The 19,148-nt window shown below is 58.6% G+C and carries 20 protein-coding genes; 14 read left to right on the forward strand and 6 right to left on the reverse strand.

All coding sequences use genetic code 11. The features are described 5' to 3' along the window. Positions 1-146: 146 nt before the first annotated feature. The 8 genes from M989_RS26055 (at position 147) to M989_RS13725 (ending at position 7,444) form a co-directional block, all read left to right on the forward strand. Entirely contained in the window at positions 147-416 is a 270-nt protein-coding gene (locus tag M989_RS26055) for a hypothetical protein (protein ID WP_164092392.1), read from the forward strand. Further along, on the forward strand, positions 397-1,200 hold the full coding sequence (gene xthA, locus M989_RS13695) for an exodeoxyribonuclease III (protein WP_064546200.1): 804 nt from the start codon (positions 397-399) through the stop codon (positions 1,198-1,200). Before M989_RS26055 ends, xthA begins: the two co-directional genes overlap by 20 nt. A 179-nt stretch (positions 1,201-1,379) precedes the next feature. Continuing rightward, positions 1,380-2,036 carry a TVP38/TMEM64 family protein gene (locus M989_RS13700; RefSeq protein WP_064546203.1) on the forward strand — a complete coding sequence of 219 codons (657 nt, stop codon included), beginning with the start codon at positions 1,380-1,382 and terminating at the stop codon, positions 2,034-2,036. Then, the gene (locus tag M989_RS13705; RefSeq protein WP_064546205.1) at positions 2,033-2,725 is read left to right on the forward strand and encodes a TVP38/TMEM64 family protein; all 693 of its coding nucleotides are present in this window, start codon (positions 2,033-2,035) and stop codon (positions 2,723-2,725) included. Before M989_RS13700 ends, M989_RS13705 begins: the two co-directional genes overlap by 4 nt. Next, entirely contained in the window at positions 2,725-3,915 is a 1,191-nt protein-coding gene (locus M989_RS13710; protein ID WP_064546206.1) for an ABC transporter substrate-binding protein, read from the forward strand. Before M989_RS13705 ends, M989_RS13710 begins: the two co-directional genes overlap by 1 nt. Further along, a complete protein-coding gene (locus M989_RS13715; RefSeq protein ID WP_064546208.1) occupies positions 3,888-5,423 on the forward strand; it encodes an ABC transporter permease subunit in 1,536 nt (511 codons plus the stop codon). Before M989_RS13710 ends, M989_RS13715 begins: the two co-directional genes overlap by 28 nt. After that, positions 5,423-6,055 (forward strand): ATP-binding cassette domain-containing protein, encoded by a 633-nt coding sequence (locus M989_RS13720; RefSeq protein ID WP_064546210.1) that lies wholly within the window; start codon positions 5,423-5,425, stop codon positions 6,053-6,055. Before M989_RS13715 ends, M989_RS13720 begins: the two co-directional genes overlap by 1 nt. A gap of 84 nt (positions 6,056-6,139) precedes the next feature. Continuing rightward, entirely contained in the window at positions 6,140-7,444 is a 1,305-nt protein-coding gene (locus M989_RS13725) for a rhodanese-like domain-containing protein (RefSeq protein ID WP_064546235.1), read from the forward strand. Here the strand turns inward: M989_RS13725 and M989_RS13730 are convergent. Both M989_RS13730 and M989_RS13735 read right to left on the reverse strand, forming a co-directional pair. Next, entirely contained in the window at positions 7,441-8,073 is a 633-nt protein-coding gene (locus tag M989_RS13730; protein WP_064546212.1) for a CDP-alcohol phosphatidyltransferase family protein, read from the reverse strand. The two genes, M989_RS13725 and M989_RS13730, sit on opposite strands and share 4 nt — an antisense overlap. Then, positions 8,066-8,632: a carboxymuconolactone decarboxylase family protein gene (locus M989_RS13735; RefSeq protein WP_064546214.1), complete on the reverse strand. Its 567-nt coding sequence runs from the start codon at positions 8,630-8,632 to the stop codon at positions 8,066-8,068. Before M989_RS13735 ends, M989_RS13730 begins: the two co-directional genes overlap by 8 nt. Positions 8,633-8,710: 78 nt before the next feature. Here M989_RS13735 and M989_RS13740 point away from each other — a divergent pair, with 78 nt between their 5' ends. Then, positions 8,711-9,127, forward strand: a complete 417-nt coding sequence (locus tag M989_RS13740) for a pyrimidine (deoxy)nucleoside triphosphate diphosphatase (RefSeq protein ID WP_064546216.1) — start codon at positions 8,711-8,713, stop codon at positions 9,125-9,127. Here M989_RS13740 and M989_RS13745 read toward each other — a convergent pair. Continuing rightward, positions 9,087-9,356 carry a DUF1496 domain-containing protein gene (locus tag M989_RS13745; protein ID WP_064546218.1) on the reverse strand — a complete coding sequence of 90 codons (270 nt, stop codon included), beginning with the start codon at positions 9,354-9,356 and terminating at the stop codon, positions 9,087-9,089. The two genes, M989_RS13740 and M989_RS13745, sit on opposite strands and share 41 nt — an antisense overlap. Before the next feature lie 235 nt (positions 9,357-9,591). On the opposite strand from M989_RS13745, the gene gdhA reads away from it, so the two are divergent. Next, entirely contained in the window at positions 9,592-10,935 is a 1,344-nt protein-coding gene (gene gdhA, locus M989_RS13750; protein ID WP_064546221.1) for an NADP-specific glutamate dehydrogenase, read from the forward strand. A 143-nt stretch (positions 10,936-11,078) separates the two neighbouring features. Here gdhA and M989_RS13755 read toward each other — a convergent pair whose 3' ends face one another. The 3 genes from M989_RS13755 to M989_RS13765 all read right to left on the reverse strand — a co-directional run bounded on the left by M989_RS13755 (position 11,079) and on the right by M989_RS13765 (position 14,744). Beyond that, positions 11,079-13,016 carry a DNA topoisomerase III gene (locus tag M989_RS13755; RefSeq protein WP_064546224.1) on the reverse strand — a complete coding sequence of 646 codons (1,938 nt, stop codon included), beginning with the start codon at positions 13,014-13,016 and terminating at the stop codon, positions 11,079-11,081. A gap of 4 nt (positions 13,017-13,020) precedes the next feature. Next, positions 13,021-14,064: a selenide, water dikinase SelD gene (gene selD, locus M989_RS13760; RefSeq protein ID WP_064546226.1), complete on the reverse strand. Its 1,044-nt coding sequence runs from the start codon at positions 14,062-14,064 to the stop codon at positions 13,021-13,023. 128 nt (positions 14,065-14,192) lie between these two features. After that, on the reverse strand, positions 14,193-14,744 hold the full coding sequence (locus M989_RS13765) for an NAD(P)H nitroreductase (protein WP_064546227.1): 552 nt from the start codon (positions 14,742-14,744) through the stop codon (positions 14,193-14,195). A gap of 162 nt (positions 14,745-14,906) precedes the next feature. Here M989_RS13765 and sppA point away from each other — a divergent pair, with 162 nt between their 5' ends. The 4 genes from sppA to M989_RS13785 all read left to right on the forward strand — a co-directional run. Then, positions 14,907-16,757 carry a signal peptide peptidase SppA gene (gene sppA, locus M989_RS13770; RefSeq protein ID WP_064546229.1) on the forward strand — a complete coding sequence of 617 codons (1,851 nt, stop codon included), beginning with the start codon at positions 14,907-14,909 and terminating at the stop codon, positions 16,755-16,757. Positions 16,758-16,813: 56 nt separating this feature from the next. Next, entirely contained in the window at positions 16,814-17,830 is a 1,017-nt protein-coding gene (gene ansA / locus M989_RS13775) for an asparaginase (protein ID WP_064546231.1), read from the forward strand. A gap of 10 nt (positions 17,831-17,840) precedes the next feature. Continuing rightward, positions 17,841-18,482, forward strand: a complete 642-nt coding sequence (pncA, locus tag M989_RS13780) for a bifunctional nicotinamidase/pyrazinamidase (RefSeq protein WP_064546233.1) — start codon at positions 17,841-17,843, stop codon at positions 18,480-18,482. Positions 18,483-18,656: 174 nt separating this feature from the next. Next, positions 18,657-19,148: glycosyl hydrolase family 18 protein (locus tag M989_RS13785; RefSeq protein WP_245191264.1), on the forward strand; the 492-nt coding region annotated here is incomplete at its 3' end.

Raw genomic sequence — 19,148 nt, forward strand, 5'->3', positions numbered from 1 at the left:
ATTTCACTGTAAATGTAGATTGCACGGTTCGTGCCAGCGAGGAGAAAAAGTGCATAAACGCAGGGCGTTGACGAAATATCAATGACTTACAAGTCGTTATTATTCACTAAACTTGCATATAAAGTGAATATTAATGACATACAGCGATGTTGCAGAGGGAAATTAAGAAATATTATGCATCAGCAAAATATCATTCTGGATTTGTGATCGACTGCGAAATTTATCGTAGATTTACGCCTCATAACGGCGCAGATTGCCTCAATCTGGTGCAAATTTTGCTCGTCAGGACGGCAGCGGCAATAAAAGAAATCGGTCATACCGCTGGGGGAAGGCAGCGGGGAACGTTAAATTCTGCTACTATCCCGTCACAATTCATTCTGCAAAGTGGCGACGACTATGAAATTTGTCTCTTTTAATATCAACGGCCTGCGCGCCCGTCCTCATCAACTGGAAGCCATCGTCGAAAAGCATCAGCCCGATGTGATTGGCCTGCAGGAGACAAAGGTTCACGACGACATGTTTCCGCTTGAAGAGGTCGCAAAACTCGGTTACCACATTTTCTACCATGGTCAGAAGGGCCACTACGGCGTCGCAATGCTGACAAAAGCCGAGCCGGTTGCCGTTTATCGCGGCTTCCCGACCGATGATGAAGATGCCCAGCGCCGCATTATCATTGCCGAAGTGCCGTCGCCGTTTGGTAACGTCACGGTGATTAACGGCTATTTCCCGCAGGGGGACAGCCGCGATCACGAAACCAAATTCCCGGCCAAAACCAAATTCTATCAGGATCTGCAGGACTACCTGGAAACCCGCCTGAGTAAAGAGAACCCGGTGCTGATTATGGGTGACATGAACATCAGCCCGACCGACCTCGACATCGGTATCGGCGAAGAGAACCGCAAGCGCTGGCTGCGCACCGGTAAGTGTTCGTTCCTGCCGGAAGAACGCGAGTGGATGCAGCGCCTGCTGGGCTGGGGCCTGGTGGATACCTTCCGTAACGCCAACCCGGAAACCCACGACCGCTTCTCGTGGTTTGACTATCGTTCCAAAGGGTTTGATGACAACCGCGGTCTGCGTATAGATCTGCTGCTGGCTAGCACCCCGCTGGCGGCGCACTGCGTGGAAACCGGCATCGACTACGAAATTCGCGCGATGGAAAAACCGTCGGATCACGCGCCGGTGTGGGCAACCTTTAAGTAAGCGTTATCCTGGGTAGTCCGCGCAGGGCTACCCAAATAATTCTGAGCAAAATCAATAAACAGGCGCTAAACTCTTGCTGGACTCGCGAATGTATAATAACGTCGCGCGCACCTTTTCTTCCCGGCAGGAGGACCCCATGCAAAAGAAGTCGGTACCGCACAGTCGCTAAGCTCCTGCTCATGGCTGTTGTTATCAGCCTGCTTTTCTTTTTGATTCACACCTTTGGTCTCATTGACCTGATAACCCATTTACGCCGTCTGCAGGATACCGTGCAGGCCAGCGGTACGCTCGGCTACGCGCTCTATATCGCGCTGTTTATTCTCGCCACGGTCTGTCTGCTGCCAGGGAGCGTGCTGGTGCTGGCAGGCGGCATCGTGTTTGGCCCGTGGCTCGGCACCCTCCTGTCGCTGATTGCCGCCACCGTCGCCTCGGCGCTGTCGTTCTTGCTGGCGCGCTGGCTGGGGCGGGCGCTGCTGCTGAAATACGTCGGACATACGCACACCTTTCAGGCCATTGAGCGCGGGATCGGGCGATCCGGGATTGATTTTCTGATTCTCACCCGCCTGATTCCGCTGTTTCCATACAATATTCAAAACTACGCCTACGGCTTAACCGCCATCCGCTTCTGGCCGTATACGCTGATCTCCGCGCTCACCACCCTACCGGGGATCTTTATTTATACCCTGATGGCGAGCGAACTGGCGACGGACGGCATCACCCTCGCCTTCATCCTTAAGCTGAGCCTTGCGGGGCTGGCGCTGTTTGCGCTGGTACAGGCGGCAAAAGGCTATGCACGCCATAAACGCGTCACGCTTCCTGTCGAGGACGGTGAATGAAACCTATCTGGTACGCCCGCGCGCTGCTCGTCGCGGCTTTTATCGCCCTGCTGCTGGCCTGGTGGTGGATACCGAGCGTTAACCTTTTCGTCCACAATAGCCTGGGCGCATTTCTGGCACTCGATCAACAAGGCATCGAGCGCTTTATTCACTCTTATGGCTCGCAGGCCGCGGTGGTGTCGTTTCTGCTGATGATTTTCCAGGCCATTGCCGCGCCGTTGCCTGCATTTTTGATCACCTTCGCCAACGCCTCGCTGTTTGGCGCCTTCTGGGGCGGCGTGCTCTCCTGGAGCAGCGCGATGGTCGGGGCGGCGCTCTGTTTTTATATCGCCCGCCTGATGGGGCGCGGCGTGGTTGAAAAACTGACCGGGAAAACGGTGCTCAAGAGCGTCGACGGTTTTTTCGATCGCTACGGTAAACACACGATCCTTATCTGCCGCCTGCTGCCGTTCGTACCGTTCGATCCGGTGAGCTACGCCGCGGGTTTGACTTCTCTGCGTTTTCGCCACTTTTTGTTGGCGACCGGTCTCGGGCAGCTTCCCGCGACGATTGTTTACTCGTGGGTTGGCAGCCTACTCACCGGCGGCACGTTCTGGCTGGTGACCGGGCTATTTATTCTGTTCGCACTGACTATCGTTATTTTTGTCGCTAAGACGTTCTACCACGAACGCCAAAAGAGGAAACCTTGATGCGCTATCACGGCAAAACCCGTCGACAGCTGCGTAACGGCCTGCTGGGGCTGTTATCGCTCTGTTCGCTCACCGCCGCTGCTGCCGACTGGTCGCAGATTGAACAGGAAGCCAAAGGCCAGACCGTCTGGTTTAACGCCTGGGGCGGCGACGAGGCGGTCAACCACTACCTGGACTGGGTCAGCGGCGAAGTCAAGCGCGATTACGCGATTGATCTGCGCATTGTACACATCGCCGACGCGGCAGATACGGTGAAGCGTATCCAGACCGAAGCCCGCGCCGGGCGTAAAACCAACGGTTCAGTCGATCTGTTGTGGGTCAACGGCGAGAACTTCCGCACGTTGAAAGAAGCCAACCTGCTGCATACCGGCTGGGCAGAGCAGTTGCCGAACTGGCGCTATGTCGACGTCAGTAAACCCGTCCGCGAAGATTTTTCCGTGCCGGTCGAAGGCGCTGAGTCCCCCTGGGGCAGCGCACAGTTGACCTTTATCGCTCGTCAACAGCAAACGCCGCAGCCACCCCGCTCTGCGCAGGCGGTGCTTGAGTTTGCCAAAGCGCATCCCGGTACCATCACCTATCCGCGCCCGCCGGATTTCACCGGTACTGCGCTGCTGGAGCAATTGTTGATTGACCTCACCGGCCAACCCGAGGCGCTGAAACAGCCGCCGGAGGAGAAAACGTTCGTCGCCGTCACCGCCCCGCTGTGGGCCTACCTCGACCAGTTGCATCCGCTGCTGTGGCGTAACGGCAAAGATTTCCCGCCGTCGCCAGCGCGGATGGACACCATGCTGGCCAACGGCACTCTGCGCCTGTCGCTGACCTTTAACCCGATGCACGCAAAGCAAAAGGTGGCGAAAGGCCAGTTGCCGAAAGATAGCTACAGCTTCGGCTTTAGCAACGGTATGATCGGCAACGTCCACTTTGTCACCATCCCGGCCAACGCCTCCGCCAGCGCCGGGGCGCAGGTGGTGGCAAACTTCCTGCTGTCGCCTGCGGCGCAGCTGCGTAAAGCCGACCCTGCGATCTGGGGCGACCCCAGCGTGCTGGATCCGGCAAAGCTTGACGCTGAACAGCAAAAAACATTGCAAGCCCTGATGCCGGAAAATACTCCGCCGGTACTGGCTGAACCGCATGCGGCATGGGTTAACGCGCTGGAGCAGGAATGGCTGCGCCGTTACGGTACGCATTAATACTGCTGTGCTGGGGCATGATGCTGATCATCTATCTGCCCCTGCTGCCAGCTGCGGGTATCCTCCTCACGCCAGCACTGTCGCTGACGCACTGGCAACAGCTGCTGTCCGACCCGCAGCTGCCGCAGGCCGTGGCGGCAACGTTGATTTCAACGCTTATCGCCGTCGGCGGCGCGCTGCTGTTGACGCTGCTGCTTATCACCTCCCTCTGGCCCTCCCCCGCCTGGCAACGGCTTTCCTCACGCCTGCCGTGGCTGCTGGCGCTACCGCACGTCGCTTTCGCTACCTGCGCGCTGCTGCTGTTTGCCGAAGGTGGCACGCTGTACCGCCTGCTGCCGACGCTGACGCCTGTACAGGATCGTTACGGCATCGGGCTCGGCCTGGTGCTGGCGGTGAAAGAGTGCGGCTTTTTGCTGTGGGTGTGCTGGGCGCTGCTCGGTGAAAGGCGGCTGGCGCAGCAGGTAATCGTGTTTCAAAGCCTTGGCTACGGACGCGGTCAGTGCCTGACCTGCGTGATCCTCCCGGCGTTGATGCCGTCCTTGCGCGTCGCGCTGCTGGCCACCACCGCCTGGACGCTGTCGGTGGTGGACGTGGCGACGATCATTGGCCCCGGTAACCCGCCTACGCTCTCGGTACTGGCCTGGCGATGGTTGAATGACGCTGACCCAGATGTTCAGGCTAAAGGGGGGCTGGCCTGTCTGCTGCTGCTGGCGATCCTCGCTGTATTAGCCGCGGCGACCAGTCTGTTGTGGCGTATCTGGCGGGGACATACGCCGCGTCTGAACGGTATTCGCCACCCACATTTCCCCCTGTTACCCGGTAGAATCGTCGGGCTGGTGCTGCCGCTATGCGGGCTGCTGTGCGTTGTGTTTTTGCTGGGGTTAGCGAACAGCACCTTGCCTGCCCCCGAAACCCTCGCCAACAGCCTGTGGCTGGCGCTGCTGTCGGCGTTCATCGGCGGCGCCGTCTGCCTGGTTTGGCTGGAATGGGGCCCGACGCGACATCAGCATTGGCTTTCTCTTCCCCTGGTATTGCCCGCGCTGCCGCTGGCCGCCGGGCAGTATCAGCTGGCGCTGTACGGTTGGTTTGACGGCCAGTTCAGTGCCGTGCTGTGGGGGCATCTGTTGTGGGTCGTGCCGTGGATGCTGTTCGTATTGCGGCCCGCCTGGCAGCAAATTGACCCACGCCAGATACTGCTGGCGCAAACGCTCGGCTGGGGTCGTCTACGCCGATTCTGGCAGCTGAAATGCCCGCTGATTATCCGCCCTTTGCTCTCTGCGCTGGCGGTGGGATTTTCCGTCAGTATCGCCCAGTATCTGCCTACCCAGTGGCTGGGCGGCGGACGAATACCAACGCTTACGACCGAAGCGGTCGCCTTGAGCAGCGGCGGTGCCACCGATACATTAGCCGCCCAGGCGCTGTGGCAACTGCTGTTGCCGATAATCTTTTTCTTGCTGACCGCGCTGCTGGCACGGCGCATCAGCCATTTTCGACGAGGACTACGCTAATGTTGCTGGTGCAGAATCTGACGCTCACGCTAGCCGGTCAGCCGCTGCTGCGTGCGGTGAACTTTCGCGTTCCACCCGGCGAAATTGTGACGCTAATGGGCCCTTCTGGCTGCGGAAAATCCACGTTATTTGCCTGGATGGTGGGCGCACTGGATGGCGCATTTCGCGCACGCGGCGAACTGTGGCTTAACGATAAACGTACCGATACGCTGCCAACCGAAAAACGACGCATCGGCATTTTGTTTCAGGACGCGCTGCTGTTTGATCACCTGAGCGTAGGGCAGAATTTACGTCTTGCGCTACCGGCAGGCGTTGCCCGGGATACCCGTCAAATGCGGGTTGAGCAGGCGCTGGAACATGCCGAACTGTCTGGCTTTTACGCTCGTGACCCTGCTACGCTTTCCGGCGGCCAGCGCGCCCGCGTCGCCCTGCTGCGCGCCCTGCTGGCACAGCCTGATGCGCTGCTGCTGGATGAACCATTTAGCCGCCTTGACCAACAGCTACGCGGCAGCTTTCGCCAGTGGGTGTTTAGCGAACTCCAGCAGCAGCATATTCCGGTGGTACAGGTCACCCACGACCCGGATGACGTCCCGCCAGGCGGCCGCTGTCTGCAGCTCGCAAACTGGCGTTGACGCGGGAAAAACTGCGTTAACGCAAGGTTTTTCTTTCACCGGAGGTTCAAAATGACGCTCCTTTTATCCTCGTCGGACGATTTGATGAAACGTGTTTCTCAACTGACCGCGCTGGCCCTTGCTCTTGGCCTCGCCTCCTCTGTCTTCGCCGCTGAAACGGCAAAAACCTTGACCTTCACCCATCTGCTCCAGCAAAAAGGCACCGCCATCGATACGCGTCTGAGCGCGTTCTACAACGGCTGGCCGCAGCAGGCGAACGGCCCGCAGGGGCATGAGCCGGGGGCGCTAAACCTCTCTGCCAGCTGGCTTTCCGCCATGAACAACGAACAGTTGATCGCCTGGGCGCAGCAGCACCAGCTGAAAAAAGAGACTGACATTGCCCTCTACGGCGACAGCAAAGATAACGACGCGGTGGCTAAGCGCCTGAAAGAAGCGGGCTACACCAATATCTCCACCCTGAGCGACGCGCTGCAACAGCCCGAGCGTCTGCAAAAGCTGCCGCACTTCGAACAGTTGGTTTATCCACAGTGGCTGCACGACCTGCAACAGGGGAAAGACGTTCCGGCGAAACCGGCGGGCGACTATAAGGTGATTGAAGCCGCCTGGGGCGCGCCGAAGCTCTATCTGGTCAGCCATATTCCGAATGCAGGCTATATCGACACCAACGAGGTGGAAAGCGAGCCGCTGTGGAATAAAGTGTCCGACGCCCAGCTGAAAGCGATGCTGGCGAAACACGGCATTCGTCATGATACGACCGTGATCCTCTATGGTCGCGACGTTTACGCCGCAGCGCGCGTGGCGCAGATTATGCTGTATGCCGGTGTTAAAGACGTACGTCTGCTCGATGGCGGGTGGAAAACCTGGTCGGATGCCGGTCTGCCTGTCGAGCGCGGCTTAGCAAAAGACGTGAAACCTGAGCCGGATTTCGGCGTGACTATCCCGGCACAACCACAGCTGATGCTGGATATGGAACAGGCGCGCGGTCTACTGCATCGTCAGGACGCATCGCTGGTGAGCATTCGTTCGTGGCCGGAGTTTATCGGCACCACCAGCGGCTATAGCTATATCAAGCCAAAAGGTGACATTGCAGGCGCACGCTGGGGCCACGCGGGGAGCGACTCCACCCATATGGAAGACTTCCATAACCCGGACGGCACGATGCGCAGCGCAGATGATATCGCGGCGATGTGGAAATCCTGGAATATCACGCCAGACCAGCAGGTATCCTTCTACTGCGGTACCGGCTGGCGCGCCTCGGAGACCTTCATGTATGCCCGCGCAATGGGCTGGAAAAACGTCAGCGTCTACGACGGCGGCTGGTATGAGTGGAGCGGCAATCCGAAAAACCCGGTTGCCACCGGCGATCGCGGCCCGGAAAGTTCACGTTAATCCACGTTTTCATGACGCTGAAGATTTTTCAGCGTCATGTATCCTCCCCACACCCGGTTAAAGGTTGTGAGCCAGCACAACGCGCCGAAAATCCACGCCATCCACGCAAACCACGCCGGAAAGAGACAGCCCAGCACAAACAGCAGGATAGTCTCTGTCCCCTCGGTTAAGCCGCCAAGATAGTAAAACGACTTATGGGCGTAGCCCGGATTATCGATCTGATGCTTCGCTGCCAGCGCGGCAAAGGCCAGAAAACTGCTACCGGTGCCCATAAAAGCGAACAGCAGCCAGCCGCCAGCCAGCGCGTTGGCCGCCGGGTCGGCAAGCATAAAGCCGAACGGCACCAGCGCGTAGAACAGAAAATCCAGCGCGATATCGAGAAAACCGCCCGCGTCGGTCAGCCCGCGACGGCGGGCCATCGCGCCGTCCAGACCATCCAGCAGACGATTAACAATAATGGCAACCAGCGCCGCGCCATACCATCCCAGCGCCAGAAACGGCAACGCCAGTACGCCGATAGCAAAACCGACCAGCGTAATGCCATCCGCCGACACGCCGGGCTTATCCAAAGCCTGCGCGGCGCGGTTAAGCCACGGCTTCAGGCGTGGGTGCAGGTGTTTATCAAGCATCGGTTTTTTCTCTCATCGAACACAGCCCTTGCGAGGGGATCTCCAGCGCGGCGTTGAAGCGCGCGGATAAATTCTGAAACGCCACCAGCGCCGTCATTTCCGTTATCTGCGCATCGTTAAAGTGACAGTGTAACTCTTGCTTTTGAGCCTCAGAGATTCGCGGCGGCGTGGCGGTCATCGCCTCGGCGTAATCCAGCGCGGCGCGTTCAGCCGGGGTAAACAGCGCCGAAGTGCGCCACGCCTCCAGCGCCAGCACCTTATCCATCGCCCCGCAGCGCTGCGCCAGGCGCAAGCTGTTGGCGTCAATGCAGAACGCGCAGTCGCACTGCTGGGATACGCGGGTCATCAGCAGCGCGCGCAGCGTCGGCGCAAGACGCGCTTTTTTGCGTTCCAGATAGCCGACAAACAGCGCCACCAGCCAGAACAGGCGCGGCATGCGCCCCCACCAGCGCGTGGGATTGAGGACCTCGCCATAGTGCTTGCGCTGCATGGCGGTAATCGGTTTTAAACTGAGCGGTAATTGGCTGAGCGGCTGCACCCAGGGTTGGCGGTTTTTCACCCGGAGACTCCTGCAAAACTTTAGCTAACGGCAAAGCAAGGATATTATGGCAACTCTGTTATCTCGTCTTTGACCGCTATGCTGAAAACGATTGATGTTGTTGCCGCTATTATTGAACAAAATGGCAAAATTCTTCTCGCCCAACGTCCACCTCATGCCGATCAGGCCGGGCTGTGGGAATTTGCCGGGGGCAAAGTGGAGGCCGGAGAGAGCCAGCGGGAAGCGCTGATCCGCGAGCTGCAGGAAGAGCTGGCGATTACCGCCTGGCCCGCCTGCTATGTGGCGAGCCATCGCCGCGAAGTCTCCGGACGTATCATTCATCTGCACGCCTGGTACGTGCCGCGTTTTGATGGCGAGCTCATCGCACGCGAGCATAGCGCCCTGGTGTGGTGCACGCCGCAGGAAGCGCAAGGCTACGATCTGGCCCCCGCCGACGTGCCATTATTAGCGGCGTTTATGGCTTTACCCGACGCCAAACGAGCGGGTTCGTGCTGATGGCGCGCTCGTCGCGCTGGCACTGGAGCAACACCCCCTCGACTTTCACCACTGCCCCTTCAGAGTAGTTCTGATTTTCATAAATACAGCACTGGGCGCACGGCTGCACGCGCTGGCTGCTGTTGTTGTTGCTGAAAACCTCGGGGGGAACGTTAACTTCCACCTGAGGACGCGCCTGCGCGATGTTACAAAACAGCGCAAACGCGCCAGCAATCCAGAAGCATTTCATCACCTGTCTCCTTAAAAAAGCACCGTGTATTACTATCGACCAAATGGGCGTGCAACTTAACTTTTTTACGTCATCGCTTTTGGTTATGACCCGGCATTGAGTATTAATTTTATTCCGCTTCCGGAAAATCCTTGTCATCCGTTAGCTGGGTAGTGATATAGTCGAAATAACGCACGTCATTAAACACAACCATAACAACTACATACATCCACAATCATAAGAGGTACTTATACTTATGGACAAGGTTTGCTCCCTGGATACCTTCCTGGCTCATGTTCAACAGCGCGACCCACACCAAACCGAGTTTGCTCAGGCCGTACGCGAAGTCATGACAACACTCTGGCCGTTCCTCGAACAAAACCCGCGCTATCGCCAGCTCTCCCTGCTGGAAAGATTAGTTGAACCTGAGCGAGTGATTCAGTTCCGCGTGGTGTGGGTGGACGATCGTAATCAGGTACAAGTTAACCGCGCCTGGCGCGTACAGTTCAGTTCGGCCATCGGGCCGTTCAAAGGCGGGATGCGTTTCCACCCGTCTGTAAACCTGTCTATTCTGAAATTCCTCGGCTTTGAGCAGACCTTCAAAAACGCCCTGACCACCCTGCCAATGGGCGGCGGTAAAGGCGGTTCTGACTTCGATCCGAAAGGCAAAAGCGAAGGCGAAGTGATGCGTTTCTGCCAGGCGCTGATGACCGAACTCTACCGTCATCTGGGCTCCGACACCGACGTTCCGGCGGGCGATATTGGCGTGGGCGGCCGTGAAGTCGGGTTTATGGCCGGGATGATGAAAAAACTGTCTAACGACACCTCCTGCGTCTTCACCGGTAAAGGGCTCTCCTTCGGCGGCAGTCTGATTCGCCCGGAAGCCACCGGCTACGGCCTGGTGTACTTCACCGAAGCGATGCTCAAACGTCACGGTCTGGGCTTCGAAGGTATGCGCGTGGCGGTGTCAGGCTCCGGCAACGTGGCGCAGTATGCGATTGAAAAAGCCATGGAGCTGGGCGCGCGCGTGATCACCGCCTCCGACTCCAGCGGTACCGTAGTTGATGAGTCTGGTTTCACCAAAGAGAAGCTGGCGCGTCTGTGCGAAATCAAAGCTAGCCGCGACGGTCGCGTCGCCGACTACGCGCGCGAATTCGGTCTGGTGTATCTGGAAGGTCAGCAGCCGTGGAGCGTGGCGGTGGATATCGCGCTGCCGTGCGCCACCCAGAACGAGCTGGATGCCGACGCGGCGCGCGTGCTGATTGCCAACGGCGTGAAGGCCGTGGCGGAAGGCGCCAACATGCCGACCACCATCGAAGCAACCGATCTGTTCCTCGAAGCGGGCGTCCTGTTCGCGCCGGGCAAAGCGGCGAACGCCGGTGGCGTAGCAACTTCCGGTCTGGAAATGGCGCAGAACGCCGCGCGTATGAGCTGGAAAGCCGAGAAAGTGGACGCGCGTCTGCACCACATCATGCTGGATATTCACCATGCCTGCGTTGAGCACGGCGGCGAAGCGAAGCAAACCAACTACGTTCGCGGCGCGAACATTGCAGGCTTTGTGAAAGTGGCCGACGCGATGCTGGCGCAGGGCGTGATTTAAAACAAATAGCCCGGACGCGAAAGCGATGCCGGGCTATCGTTTTGAACCGTAGGCCTGATAAGCGCAGCGCCATCAGGCAGCCTGAGCACATTGCCGGATGGCGGCGTAAATGCCTTATCCGGCCTACAAATGGACATCCCCGACTAGGCGTCTGGCGCAGGGCCTGCCGCTGCTTTCTTAGTTTTTCCTTTGCCTTTACTGAACGGCTTCTTCGCGCCGCCTGGCGCGGCCAGCCCGCGGAACTGCCGTACCGGCGTGCTCTTCGCCTGGTCAATCAACTGGAACAACGTCCCAACCAGCGGCTGCATAAAGTCCTGGTAGCGGCACTGCTTTTCGCTGATTTGCGTCAGGGTGGATTCCCAGTGCGCGGTCATATCCGGACGCGTCGCCATTTCGGGCAGCGAATGGAACAGCGCTTTACCGGCGTCGGTAGAGTGAATATAGCGTCCTTTTTTGGTCAGGAAACCGCGCTTAAACAGCAGTTCGATAATACCCGCACGCGTTGCTTCGGTGCCTAAACCGTCGGTCGCGCGGAGGATTTTTTTCAGATCTTTATCCTGCACAAAGCGGGCGATACCGGTCATTGCCGACAGCAGCGTGGCGTCGGTAAAGTGTCGCGGCGGCTGGGTTTGTCGCTCAACGACTTCGCCGTTCTCGCACAGCAGTTCGTCCGCTTTTGCCACCACCGGCAGCGGCGTGCCGTCGTTTTCTTCATCACGCTCTTTCGCCCCCAGCAGCGTACGCCAGCCCGCTTCCGCCAGGAAACGCGCTTTGGCGACAAACTTACCGTTAGCGATATCCAGATCGATCTGGCACTTGCGATAAACCGCATCCGGGCAGAACTGCATCAGATACTGACGCGCAATCAGGTTATACACCTTCGCTTCGTTGTCGTTGAGATTGACGTGGCTGGCGCGCGCGGTTGGGATAATCGCGTGGTGGGCATCGACCTTTTTGTCGTCCCAGCAGCGGTTGCGGGTGTCAGTGTTGACCAACGGCTGCGGCAGCAGGTCCGGGGCGTGAACGCCAATGGCGTTGATCACCGCGTGACGGCCCGCGAAATGTTCTTCCGGCAGATAGCGGCTGTCGGAGCGCGGATAGGTAATCACCTTGTGGGTTTCGTACAGTTTCTGGCAGATATCCAGTACGTTCTGCGCGCTAAGCCCAAAACGCTTCGCCGCCTCAATCTGTAAGGCCGACAGCGAAAACGGCAGCGGCGCGGGTTCCGAGTCGCGCTTGTCGTTATAGGCCGTGACCAGCGCGGGCTGCCCGGTAATGCGTTTCACTACGTGTTCCGCAAGCGCGCGGTTCAGCAGGCGACCTTCTTCATCCTGATGCGGTTCACAGGCTTCGCTCGGCTGCCAGACGGCGGTGAACCGTTCGTCTTTCGGCGTGACGATGTGGGCCTTCACCTCAAAGAAGTCCTTTGAGACGAAGTGTTCAATCTCTTCGTCGCGACGCACCACCAGCCCCAACACCGGGGTCTGCACGCGCCCCACGGAAAGCACGCCCTGATAACCGGCGTTGCGCCCCAGAATCGTATAGGCGCGGGTCATATTGATCCCGTACAACCAGTCAGCACGCGCGCGGGCCAGCGCCGAGACGCACAGCGGAATAAATTCGCTGTTGGCACGCAGACGGGAAATCGCGCGCTCCACCGCCTGCGGGTTGAGGTCGTTTATCAAACAGCGCTGCACCTGCTGGCGTTTTTCCGCCGACAGTTGCAGGTAGTCCAGCACTTCATCCACCAGCAGCTGTCCTTCGCGATCGGGGTCTCCGGCGTGAATAACTTCGCTGGCTTCATGAAGAAAACGCTTGATGACGTTCAGCTGTTTGGTGACCGATGGGCGTGGCTGGAGCTGCCACTTTTCCGGCACGATCGGCAGATCCTGAAGATTCCAGCGCGCATAGCGGCTGTCATAGACGTCCGGCTGCGCCTGCTCCAGCAGGTGACCAATACACCAGGTCACCACCTGGCCGTTGCCACATTCGATAAAGCCGTCGCCCTTGCGGTGGGGCTTCGGCAGTACATCCGCAATGGCGCGGGCCAGACTCGGTTTTTCCGCAATAAACAACCGCATGGGGTCAGCGCAGCTCGACCATCGGACGGCCGCCGCGCGCGGTGACCAGTTCACCGATAGCGGTTAGCGTGATACCAAACTCAGCGGCAGCCTCCTGTACGGCGGCTTCGGCGTCCGGCGTCACCGCCAGCAGCAGGCCGCCGGAGGTTTGCGGGTCGCACAGTAGCGCGCGCTGGGCGTCGCTCATCGCGCCCATCAGGTGACCGTAGCTGGCAAAGTTCCGCTCGGTACCGCCCGGAACGGCGCCCTGGGCAATATACTCTTCCACGCCCGGCAGCTTCGGTACGGCGGCAAAATCAATCTGCGCCTGCACGCCAGCGCCCTGGCACATTTCGCTCAGGTGACCCAGCAGGCCAAAACCGGTGACGTCGGTCATCGCCTTCACGCCGTCAATATTGGCAAACGCCGAGCCCACAAGGTTCATCTGGCACATCACTTCCGTCGCCAGCCCCTGATGTTCAGGCTTGAGCAGCGATTTTTTCTCGGCGGTGGTCAGCACGCCGATACCGAGCGGTTTGGTCAGGAACAGCTTGCAGCCCGCCTGCGCGGTGCTGTTCTTCTTCACCCGTTCGGTAGGCACAATTCCGGTGACCGCGAGGCCGAAAATCGGCTCCGGCGCGTCGATAGAGTGGCCGCCCGCCAGCGCGATACCGGCCTGTTTGCAGGCAAAGCGCCCGCCTTCGGTCACTTCGCGCGCAATCTCTGGAGCCAGTTTGCCGATCGGCCAGCCGAGGATGGCAATCGCCATAATCGGCTTACCGCCCATGGCGAAAATGTCGCTGATGGCGTTGGTTGCCGCAATACGGCCAAAGTCGAACGGATTGTCGACAATCGGCATAAAGAAATCGGTGGTGCTGATGACCGAGGTACCGTTACCCAGGTCGTAAACGGCAGCATCGTCGCGAGTTTCATTGCCAACAAGCAGGTTGGGGTCGATAAACTTCGTTTGCTCGCTGTGCAGGATGGTCTCCAGCACTTTGGGCGAAATTTTACAACCGCAACCCGCTCCGTGGCTGTACTGCGTTAAACGAATGGCCTGCTCGCTCATGGACAACTCCTGTCATTGCTTTGGCATGGTATAGAGGGGGTATGTTAACGCCAGAACACAGCGGTGATAAGTACGACTGTCTGAATTCGCGGGCATTTGCCTGAAATCCAGACAATCGTGGTGATTTTTCAGAGATAACGGACGAATGGGGCCGTATCCGGTGGCGTAATGGTAGTCGAAGCCTTCAGTTGCGGAGTGCCCAGATAGAGGAAGCCGACAATCTTATCCTGCTCGCCGCAGTTAAAGCCCGCGCGCACTACCGGGCTATCGGTCAGCGCGCCGCTGCGCCAGATACCGTTAAAGCCCTGCGCGACCGCCGCCATTTGCATCGCCATCACCGCACAGCCCGCCGACATCTCCTGCTCCCATTTCGGCACCTTCGGGTGATCCTGACATTTGGCGATCGCCACGATAATCATCGGCGCACGGAACGGGGCATTACGCGCCTTCTCGATGGCCTTCTCGTCGCCGTTTGCAGCCTTCGCCCCCTGCTCCAGCAGCTGGCTGAAACGTTCACGGCCTTCGCCTTCCACAATCACAAACTGCCACGGTTGCAGCGTGCCGTGATCCGGCGCACGCAGCGCGGCACGGAGAATATTTTGTAGCTGTTCCCCCGCTGGGGCCGGTTCGGTCAGGCGGGAAGCGCTGCGGCGATTCACCAACAGTTCCAGTGCATCCATTGAATCACTCCTCTCACGTTATTTTTCATAAAATTAACATGCGCAAGGATTTTGTTACAGCGCAGAAGGCGATTCCTGCTGACAAGCGGCGACGGTCTATTTAGGATAGCCACACGTTTTACCGTTTCGGTAAACCTTTTTTCGTTTTTGCAGGGAGAATACATGCGAACTGTATGGCGCTTCATTGCCGGATTCTTTAAATGGACGTGGCGATTACTCAATTTCGTCCGTGAGCTGGTGCTGAACCTGTTCTTCATCTTGCTGGTGCTGGTCGGCGTCGGCATCTGGATGCAGCTCAGCAGTACCACTGAACACAGTACCCGCGGCGCGCTGCTGATGGATATCAGCGGCGTGGTGGTCGACAAGCCGTCGCCGAGCAGCAAGCTCAGCGTGATTGGCCGCCAGTTCTTCGGCGCCAGCTCTGACCGCCTCCAGGAAAACTCCCTGTTTGATATCGTGCAGACCATTCGCCAGGCGAAAGATGACCGCAATATCACCGGTATTGTGTTGGATCTGAAAAACTTTGCCGGCGGCGACCAGCCTTCTATGCAGTATATCGGCAAAGCGCTGCGTGAATTCCGCGACAGCGGTAAGCCGGTCTACGCGGTGGGCGACAGCTATAGCCAGGCGCAGTACTACCTGGCCAGCTTCGCGAATAAGATCTGGCTGTCGCCGCAGGGCGAGGTCGATCTGCACGGTTTTGCCACTAACGGGCTGTACTACAAAACCCTGCTCGACAAGCTGAAGGTTTCAACCCACGTGTTCCGCGTCGGCACCTATAAATCTGCCGTCGAACCGTTTATTCGCGACGATATGTCCCCTGCCGCACGCGAAGCGGACAGCCGCTGGATTGGCGAACTGTGGCAGAACTACCTCAACACCGTCGCGGCAAACCGTCAGGTGACGGCGCAGCAGATCTTCCCCGGCGCGCAGGGCGTGCTGGATGGGCTGCGTAAAGTCGATGGCGACACGGCGCAGTACGCGCTGGATAACAAGCTGGTGGATAACTTAGGTTCCAGCGCGGATATCGAAAAAGCGATGACCAAAGCGTTCGGCTGGAGTAAGGCCGACAATAACTACAGCGCCATCAGCATGTATGACTATGCGGTGAAAACGCCGGCGGACACCGGCTCAAGTATCGCAGTGGTGTTTGCAAACGGCGCCATCATGGACGGTGAAGAAACCCCGGGTAACGTCGGCGGCGACACCACCGCAGCGCAGATTCGCGACGCGCGTCTGGATCCGAAGGTCAAAGCCATCGTGCTGCGCGTGAACAGCCCTGGCGGCAGCGTAAGCGCTTCTGAGGTCATTCGCGAAGAGCTGGCGGCGGCGAAAGCGGCGGGCAAACCGGTGGTGGTCTCAATGGGCGGCATGGCGGCCTCCGGCGGCTACTGGATTTCTACCCCGGCGGATTACATTATTGCCAGCCCGAGCACGCTGACCGGGTCTATCGGCATCTTTGGCGTCATCAACACCGTCGAGAACACGCTGGATTCAATCGGCGTGCACACCGACGGCGTCGCCACCTCGCCGCTGGCGGATATGGCGATGACCAAAGCGTTGACGCCGGAAGTGCAGCAGATGATGCAGCTCAGCATCGAAAACGGCTACAAACGTTTTATTACCCTTGTGGCGCAGTCGCGTAAGAGCACGCCGGAAGCGATTGATAAAATCGCTCAGGGCCATGTCTGGACCGGTGAGGACGCCAAAGCCAATGGTCTGGTGGATAGCCTTGGCGACTTTGACGATGCGGTAGCGAAAGCCGCCGAGCTGGCGAAAGTGAAGACGTGGCACATCGACTACTATCAGAGCGAACCGACGTTCTTCGATATGGTGATGGATAACCTCTCCGGCTCGGTGCGCGCCTCTCTGCCGCAGGCGCTGCAGGCGTATCTCCCGGCCCCGCTGGCGAACGCCGCAAATGCAGTCAAGGCCGAAAGCGATAAGCTGGCGGTGTTTAACGATCCGCAAAATCGCTATGCAATTTGCCTGACCTGCGCCAATATTCGCTAATCGCAATCCCCTCCTTGTCGGAGGGGATTTTCTTTTGCTCAATCGATAGACGAACCATGCCAAAAAAATCCATTTACGTCGCCTACACCGGCGGGACCATCGGGATGCAGCGCTCAGACCACGGCTATATCCCGGTCTCCGGGCATTTGCAGCGCCAGCTGGCGCTGATGCCAGAGTTCCATCGCCCCGAGATGCCGGACTTTAATATCCACGAATACGACCCGCTGATGGACTCTTCCGACATGACGCCGGAAGACTGGCAGCACATCGCCGACGATATTAAAGCGCACTACGACGAGTACGATGGCTTTGTGATCCTGCACGGCACCGACACCATGGCGTTCACCGCCTCAGCGCTGTCGTTTATGCTGGAAAACCTCGGTAAGCCGGTTATCGTGACCGGCTCGCAGATCCCGCTGGCGGAGCTGCGTTCCGACGGGCAGATTAACCTGCTGAATTCGCTGTACGTCGCCGCCAACTACCCGATTAACGAAGTGACGCTGTTCTTCAACAACCGTCTCTATCGCGGTAACCGGACGACCAAAGCCCATGCGGATGGCTTTGACGCGTTTGCCTCGCCAAACCTGACGCCGCTGCTGGAAGCGGGTATCCATATTCGTAAGCTGGGTACCCCGCCCGCCCCGCACGGCGACGGTGCGCTGATTGTGCATCCCATTACCCCGCAGCCGATTGGCGTGGTAACGATTTATCCGGGGATCTCCGCCGATGTGGTACGCAACTTCCTGCTTCAGCCGGTCAAAGCGCTTATCCTGCGTTCTTATGGCGTGGGTAACGCCCCGCAAAACGCTGTTTTCCTGAAAGAGCTGGCAGAAGCCAGCAGCCGCGGTATTGTGGTGGTTAACCTCACCCAATGTATGTCCGGCAAGGTGAATATGGGCGGCTACGCCACCGGCAACGCGCTGGCGCAAGCGGGCGTCATCGGCGGCGCCGATATGACGGTGGAAGCGACGCTGACCAAGTTACATTACCTGTTGAGTCAGGGGCTCGACGCCGACGCCATTCGCGCGGCGATGCAGCAGAACCTGCGCGGCGAACTGACGCCAGACGATTAAGGAGAGAGTGATGAGCAAACGCGCGCTGTTATTAGTCGATTTACAGAACGATTTCTGTGCGGGCGGCGCCCTGGCGGTTGCCGATGGCGACAGCACGATTGATGTCGCCAATGTGCTGATCGGTGAAGCGCAACGCCGCGGTGAAGCGGTGATTGCCAGCCAGGACTGGCACCCAGCCAACCACGGCAGCTTTGCCAGCCAGCACGACGTGGAGCCTTACAGCCAGGGAACGCTCGACGGTCTGCCGCAGACCTTCTGGCCGGATCACTGTGTGCAAAACAGCGATGGCGCGGCGTTTCATCCGCTGCTGGCGCACAACGCGATCGACGCGGTGTTCCACAAGGGCGAAAGCGTCAACATCGACAGCTACAGCGCCTTTTTCGACAACGGTCATCGGCAGAAGACCGGGCTGGACGCCTGGCTGCGCGAACACGCGATTGACGAACTGACGGTTCTCGGGCTGGCTACCGACTACTGCGTGAAGTTTACCGTGCTGGACGCCCTCCAGCTTGGCTATGCGGTCAACGTCATTACCGACGGCTGTCGCGGCGTCAACATTCAGCCGCAGGATAGCGCTCAGGCTTTTATGGAAATGGCGGCAGAAGGCGCGACGCTGTATACGCTGGATGACTGGCTGGAAATTCAGCACTAGCCCGTAGTGCCGGATGGCGCTTTGCTTATCCGGCCTACAACTCTCTCCTCTTTTTCCCCCTCGTGAACCATCTCGCAGATTTAACGCAGCGGCAATGATAGGGTCGAAAGGTTGTTTTTTCGCCACGCCATTTCCGTGGCGTGTTTGCTTTTTTAATGTCAAAGAGGACCGTGTATGAAACTTTTGCCTTTGCTGGCAGCATTACCCCTGCTCTGCGTTTCGGTTGTTTCCGCGAATTCCCTGATGTCCGTTGGCTACTTCAACGGCGGCGGTGACGTTACCGCCGGGCCGGGCGGTGATATCGATAAGCTGGACGTGCGGCAAATTACCCACCTCAACTATTCGTTTGGCCTTATCTACAATGACGAAAAAGACGAAACCAACGACGCGTTAAAAGACCCTGCGAAGCTGCATCAAATCTGGCTATCGCCCAAGGTGCAGTCCGATTTAGCAAAAATTCCAACACTGCGTCAGCAGAACCCCAATCTGAAAGTGCTGCTGTCGGTCGGCGGCTGGGGCGCGCGCGGCTTCTCAGGCGCGGCCGCCACGCCGGAAGCACGGGCGGTGTTCATCCGCTCGGCGCAGGAAGTGGTCGGAAAATACGGCCTCGATGGCATCGATCTCGACTGGGAATATCCGGTCAACGGGGCGTGGGGGCTGGTGGCA

It is taken from the genome of Kluyvera georgiana ATCC 51603 (genome assembly GCF_001654985.1).
Taxonomy (GTDB): Bacteria; Pseudomonadota; Gammaproteobacteria; order Enterobacterales; family Enterobacteriaceae; genus Kluyvera; species Kluyvera georgiana.

Excerpts from the sequence above, each read along its gene's own strand:
- M989_RS13730 (WP_064546212.1), bottom strand. The coding sequence starts at position 8,073 with ATGCTTGATAAACACCTGCACCCACGCCTGAAGCCGTGGCTTAACCGC.
- M989_RS13715 (WP_064546208.1), top strand. The coding sequence starts at position 3,888 with ATGGCTGCGCCGTTACGGTACGCATTAATACTGCTGTGCTGGGGCATG.
- M989_RS13740 (WP_064546216.1), top strand. The coding sequence starts at position 8,711 with ATGCTGAAAACGATTGATGTTGTTGCCGCTATTATTGAACAAAATGGC.
- M989_RS13710 (WP_064546206.1), top strand. The coding sequence starts at position 2,725 with ATGCGCTATCACGGCAAAACCCGTCGACAGCTGCGTAACGGCCTGCTG.
- M989_RS13700 (WP_064546203.1), top strand. The coding sequence starts at position 1,380 with ATGGCTGTTGTTATCAGCCTGCTTTTCTTTTTGATTCACACCTTTGGT.
- ansA (WP_064546231.1), top strand. The coding sequence starts at position 16,814 with ATGCCAAAAAAATCCATTTACGTCGCCTACACCGGCGGGACCATCGGG.
- sppA (WP_064546229.1), top strand. The coding sequence starts at position 14,907 with ATGCGAACTGTATGGCGCTTCATTGCCGGATTCTTTAAATGGACGTGG.
- xthA (WP_064546200.1), top strand. The coding sequence starts at position 397 with ATGAAATTTGTCTCTTTTAATATCAACGGCCTGCGCGCCCGTCCTCAT.
- M989_RS13745 (WP_064546218.1), bottom strand. The coding sequence starts at position 9,356 with ATGAAATGCTTCTGGATTGCTGGCGCGTTTGCGCTGTTTTGTAACATC.
- M989_RS13765 (WP_064546227.1), bottom strand. The coding sequence starts at position 14,744 with ATGGATGCACTGGAACTGTTGGTGAATCGCCGCAGCGCTTCCCGCCTG.
- M989_RS13725 (WP_064546235.1), top strand. The coding sequence starts at position 6,140 with ATGAAACGTGTTTCTCAACTGACCGCGCTGGCCCTTGCTCTTGGCCTC.
- M989_RS13755 (WP_064546224.1), bottom strand. The coding sequence starts at position 13,016 with ATGCGGTTGTTTATTGCGGAAAAACCGAGTCTGGCCCGCGCCATTGCG.
- selD (WP_064546226.1), bottom strand. The coding sequence starts at position 14,064 with ATGAGCGAGCAGGCCATTCGTTTAACGCAGTACAGCCACGGAGCGGGT.
- M989_RS13720 (WP_064546210.1), top strand. The coding sequence starts at position 5,423 with ATGTTGCTGGTGCAGAATCTGACGCTCACGCTAGCCGGTCAGCCGCTG.
- M989_RS26055 (WP_164092392.1), top strand. The coding sequence starts at position 147 with ATGTTGCAGAGGGAAATTAAGAAATATTATGCATCAGCAAAATATCAT.
- M989_RS13705 (WP_064546205.1), top strand. The coding sequence starts at position 2,033 with ATGAAACCTATCTGGTACGCCCGCGCGCTGCTCGTCGCGGCTTTTATC.
- pncA (WP_064546233.1), top strand. The coding sequence starts at position 17,841 with ATGAGCAAACGCGCGCTGTTATTAGTCGATTTACAGAACGATTTCTGT.
- gdhA (WP_064546221.1), top strand. The coding sequence starts at position 9,592 with ATGGACAAGGTTTGCTCCCTGGATACCTTCCTGGCTCATGTTCAACAG.